The 4361-nt window shown below is 70.6% G+C and carries 4 protein-coding genes; all 4 read right to left on the minus strand.

The window, feature by feature from the left end; translation table 11 throughout:
* Window positions 1-972, minus strand: a 972-nt coding sequence (locus AC1D01_RS22530) for an eCIS core domain-containing protein (RefSeq protein WP_477870238.1), incomplete at its 3' end; no start/stop codon positions are given.
* 28 nt (window positions 973-1000) lie between these two features.
* Complete coding sequence (locus tag AC1D01_RS22535; RefSeq protein WP_477870240.1) at window positions 1001-3034, minus strand: eCIS core domain-containing protein; 2034 nt, start codon at window positions 3032-3034, stop codon at window positions 1001-1003.
* A gap of 13 nt (window positions 3035-3047) precedes the next feature.
* Window positions 3048-3944: a hypothetical protein gene (locus AC1D01_RS22540; RefSeq protein ID WP_477870242.1), complete on the minus strand. Its 897-nt coding sequence runs from the start codon at window positions 3942-3944 to the stop codon at window positions 3048-3050.
* An 11-nt stretch (window positions 3945-3955) separates the two neighbouring features.
* Window positions 3956-4361: hypothetical protein (locus AC1D01_RS22545; protein ID WP_477870244.1), on the minus strand; the 406-nt coding region annotated here is incomplete at its 5' end.

Consider the following 4361-nt stretch of genomic DNA (forward strand, 5'->3'; position numbering starts at 1 on the left):
TTGCTGCACCACGTGCGCGAGTTCGTGCGCGATCAGCGCATCGCCCGCCGGCGTGCCGGGCTGGAATTCGCCACCGCCGAACGCGACGTGCGGCCCGACGGCGAAGGCGCGCGCGTTGAGCTGGTTCGACAGCCGCGCCGCCGTGCCATCCGTGTGCAGCCGCACGGCCGCGAAGCTGGTGCCGAAGGCGCCTTMCATGCGCGCGCGCAAGCCGCTGCCGAGCGATTCGCCGCGGCCGAGCTGCTCGCGAACCGAGACCGGGTCGGCCGCGTGCGCACCCCCCGAACGCGGCTTGAAGAACATCGCGCCGACGCCCGCGAGCAGGCCGCCGGCGCCGCCGRCACCCGGCATCTCTTCGGGCAGCCCCGTGAGCTCGCCCGTCTTCGCCCATCGCCTGGCGCTCTGGCTCACGCGCGCCGTGACGAGGCCGATGCACTGCGCGGCGCTCGACGCGCCGGCGGCCTCGGGCGCATAGCGCAACAGCGCGCGCTCGATGTCGGCGGCGCTGCGCGCTTCGTAGTAGCCGAGCCAGTGCTCGATCCACGGACAGCCTTGCGAGTCGCGCCCGGTGCCCGCCAGTGCCGCATCGACCGAGGCGCAGATGCCGGCGCGCAAGGCGCTCATGAAATCGCTCTTGCGCATCTGCCCGCGCGTCAGCTCGGCATCGTCCCCCACCAGCAGCAGCGCCGGGGCGGGGGTGGGCGTTGCGGCGTCGACAGCCTTGGGAGAGCGCCGGATCGGCGCAGGGTCGCCGCCAGCCTCGCTGGCCGCGGACCATCCGCCCTGGCCCGGCCGGTGCCAGCGCCGGCCTCGCAGCACGGCCTCGGCGATGCGGTCGGCCTCGTGCTCGGAGGCATCGTTGGCCGGCGCTACTGTCTCCCGGATCGTCGGCGCGTGCCCCATCGGCACGGGGCCTGCCGCGCCGCGCTGTGCGCGCGCGGCTGGAGGGGCGGTGCGACTGGTTGGGGCCATGGCGGGGCATCCGGGCGTCGATGAGGGCCTAGAAGGTCAGGTTCCGCAGGGCGGCCGGCAGGATGTCCGGTCCATGCGAGAGGACCTCGGGATGCTGCCGAATGATGGTTTCCAATCGGGCGTTCATGTTGATGATCCGACTCAGCGCTGCATCCGGAGGCAGTCCCGGCGGGAYGGCCCTGCTCAGGGTGTCCGTCACCCTTCGGTTGTAGCCAGGATGGTGCCCCTTCATGTTGAACTTGTAGGCCCGGCCCTTCCAGTCGTACCAGCCGCGCAGTTGCCCGTGCTCGGGGAAGTCCTTGATCAGGTTCAGGTCCGCGTCGACGTGCGTCCCGGCAGATTCGAACAGCGCCTTGTTCTTGCTCAGGTAACGCGTGGCGATGTGATGGTCTTCCTCGAGGCTCACTCCTGCCTGCTTGCGGGTGCGGATGACGTTCTTGCCCTCTTGCTCTCGCAGGACGGCCGGTTCCGCGAGTTCCTGGCGCTCCGTGAACTCCTCGAGAATGTCTTTCTGACGCTGCTGGCCCGGTGTCAACGTCTCGGCCTGCGTCTCGGCCTGCGTCGCCGCCGACGCGGGCTTGGGCACCTCGGCCGCCGGCTTCGCAACACCGGCCTCCTTGCCCACATTGGACGGGTGCACCTTGGGCGTCCTCAGTTCCGCCACCGTCGTCGGCGTGGTCCGGGCCCCGCTCACCATGCGCGATTCCATGTTGGTGGACACCGCCCCGCCGGCRCCCTTGCCGACACCGGCGGCGACCTTCTCGCCGGCCATGTCGACCGCCGCGGCTTCGCTGAACAGGGCGACCAGCGCATCGAAGGCTTCGACCGCCTTGTTGACCACGCCCTCGAACAGCTTCAGCGCGCCCTTGACCGCATTGCGCAGCAGGCCCGCCGCCTCGACGAAGAGGCCCTTGAGCCACGTGAAGGCCTCGACCGCCCTGCCGGCCACGAATTCGGCGGCCTTGCCGACGAAGCTCGCCCCCTTGGCGATCAGGTTGCCGATCGCCTCGCTGAACACCAGCAGCAGCACCTGGGCGACCAGCGTCCCGATGACCTCGCCGATGCCCTTGCCCATTTCGTAGAAGTCCTCGCCGAGGAAATCGAAGATCGCGTGCGCGCCACTCGCGCCGATGCTGCGTGCCTTCGACAGCGCCATCTGCATCAGGTTGTCCAGGAACCCGGAGAACTTCTGCACGGTGCCCTTCGGATCGGTGACGAAAGCCGCCAGCGAGCCGCCGAGCTCGCCCATCAGCTCGTTGAGCTTCAGGCTGAGCCGCGCGATCTTCCGTTGCCGCTCGGCACTGATGGCCACGCCCACCGGCGACCACTTCGCCAGCCACTCCAGCCCCGCCAGGCCCAGCTTGACCAGGCCGACCACGCCCTTCACCAGATCCGTGATCGGGCTGACCAGGCCGATCACCAGGCCGACCAGGTAGCCGCCATAGAACCTGGCCGCGTTCCACGGCACCATCAGCTCGGAGAGATGGGACTTCGCGTCGTCGGCGCGCCCCGCCTTGACGTCGGACTTCAACCCGCCGACGAAACCCTCGAGGACGGCCTTGATGAACGGCCAGGACGCGTCGCTGGTCGCCTTGCGCCCGATCGTGTCGACCAGCCCGGTGCCCAGCGAGTAGGGCTCTTCCTCCGGCGCGCACTGGATGCGCTGCTCGGACAGCGCCGGCACCTGCGCGGCCGACAACTCGCGCGCATCGCGCTCGTGCGCGGAATCTCCCGCATCCACGTGCGGACTGAGCGATGCCGCAGCCCAGTGCTGCTGCGCGACGTGCCGCAGCTCGTGCCGCAGCAGCGCACGGCCCTGTGGCGCCTCGGGCTCGTAGCGCCCGGCGGCAAAGGCGATGTCGCTGCCGAGGGTGTACGCCGAAGCGTTCAGCGATTTCGCGGCGGCGTGCGCGGCCGGCCCGTCATGCAGCCGGACGTGGCCGAAGCCGAAGCCGTAGCGCTCGGCCGCTTCCTGCTGCACCTGCGGCGGCAGCGGCCGGCCGCCGCCGCGCACCGCCTCGACCGCGCGACCGGCTGGGGATTTCTGCGCAGTGGCTCGCACGGGCATCCCACTGTCATGAAATCGGACGAACCGGCCTTCTGCCCGGCTCGGTGGTCGGGACCGGTACAGGCGCGGGTGCGGGTGCGGGCACGGGTTGGGCCTGCGGCGCCGGGTTGGCGCACTGCCACCAGAACGGCGCCAGCGTGCGCACCATGCGCCGGCACTTGCAGTTGTCGACCGCGCCCACCTTGCCCTGCGCATCCACCGTCACCACCGCCAGCACCACCCACGGTTCGCTCGGGCACGGCGGGCAATCGGGAATGCTGCCGGGCTGCAGGAACTGGTCGACCGGCGGCGGCGCCGCATGCGAATCGGGGCAGGCATCCAGCACGCAGATCTCGTAGCCGTCCTGCCAGCGCGAGAACTCGCAGCTCGTGTCGTCGCAGCCACAGCCCACCGGCTGCACGCGCACCGGGCGCGCCGGCATCTCCTTGTAGCGCAGCGCGACATAGAGCGGCGCATCGGGCTGGCGCGTCGAGACCGTGCGGTCGGGGCACAGCGGATCGATCGCGATGTCATCGCAGGCATCGCTGCTGCCCACCGAGAGGCAGCGCGTGCGCAGGTCGAAGCACAGGTCCTGCTCGACCACGATCTCGTCGCCATACGGCCCGAGGATGTAGCCGGGGTGCACGACCACGCACCACGCCCGCGTGCTCGCCTCGACGCGCGCTCCACACACCACGCCCCAGCCGTGCAGGTAGCGGTTCATGCGCCGCAGCCGGTTGCGGAAGTAGTCCTGCCCGAGCGTGAGATCGTCGGGTGTCACGAGTTGCCGCGGGAAGAAGCGCGGCCGCTCGATCGAGCCGCGCGCCATCGTGCCACCCGCAGCCAGCGTGGCCGCACCGCCGCAGCCGCCGCCGCAACCCCCGCCGCAACCGCAACCGCCCGAGCCTGTCGTCATGGAAGCCATGGTCATTCCTTTCAGTACTTGCCGCCGCGCCGGCTCTGCGTCTCGTGGCTGAGCGCGAGCACCAGTTCCCAGAGCACGTCGAGGCCGTAGACGATCGGCCGCACCGCGATGTCGATGTCCGACAGCTCGAGCGTCTTCTCGGCCGCGGGCAGGTGGATGTTGGCCAGCGTGATGCAGCCCGGGCCGGTCTCGCAATCGCAGGGCATGCTGACCCACTCGGCGAGCGCGCGGTAGTTCACGCTGTTGCCCTTGATGAGCCCCGGGATGTCCGAGTCGACCGGGATGTCGGGTGCCTTGCCGGCCTGCAACGCGAGCGAATAGCCTTCGCGGATCGCGCCGGGCGAGCAGCGCGAGGTGCTGTCGCAGCCGCCGGCCAGGACCGGCTCGGGATCGGTCTTGCACTCCTCGTAGCAGACC

The sequence above is a fragment of the Rhizobacter sp. P3_B12 genome, from assembly GCF_056402895.1.

Coding starts and splice junctions, on each gene's coding strand:
- AC1D01_RS22540 (WP_477870242.1), bottom strand. CDS start 3,944: ATGGCTTCCATGACGACAGGCTCGGGCGGTTGCGGTTGCGGCGGGGGT.